This window comes from Paenibacillus sp. 05T425 (assembly GCF_056396205.1).
In genome coordinates this window covers 1-377 of record NZ_JBFTLA010000168.1, presented here as the reverse complement: position 1 = coordinate 377, position 377 = coordinate 1, and the positions used below count along the sequence as shown (strand labels likewise).

The window sequence follows — 377 nt, the reverse complement described above, 5'->3', positions numbered from 1 at the left end:
GAAGTATTCACCGTCGATCAGGTAACCCGGGGTCCGCACGAACTCGGGGGCTGGCGTGGTGCTCAGCTTGAACGTCGAGATGTACTTGTTCAAAACCGGTTGGGTCTTGTCGTTGCCGATCCACTCGCTGGTGGCCATGCCGGAACGACCGCCCAGGGTCGGTTTGGCTTCCAGCAGGGTGACCTGCCAGCCTTTGCTCTGCAGTTCGTACGCCGCGGTGAGGCCCGAAAGCCCGCCGCCGACCACGATCGCTGTTTTATCCTTGGCCAGCGCCGAAACGCTGAACAGTCCTAACATCACCAGCGCACAGGCGCGCAGCCAACCAGCAGACATTCAGAGAACTCCGGAAATACACGAGAAAATAGCGGTTTTACGAG

1 protein-coding gene is annotated in these 377 nt (G+C 59.4%); it reads right to left on the bottom strand.

Features of this window, described 5'->3' with window-relative positions; all coding sequences use genetic code 11:
- Positions 1–333, bottom strand: a 333-nt coding sequence (locus tag AC1DF0_RS32615; RefSeq protein WP_477577770.1) for an FAD-dependent oxidoreductase, incomplete at its 3' end; no start/stop codon positions are given.
- Between the last annotated feature and the right edge of the window lie 44 nt (positions 334–377).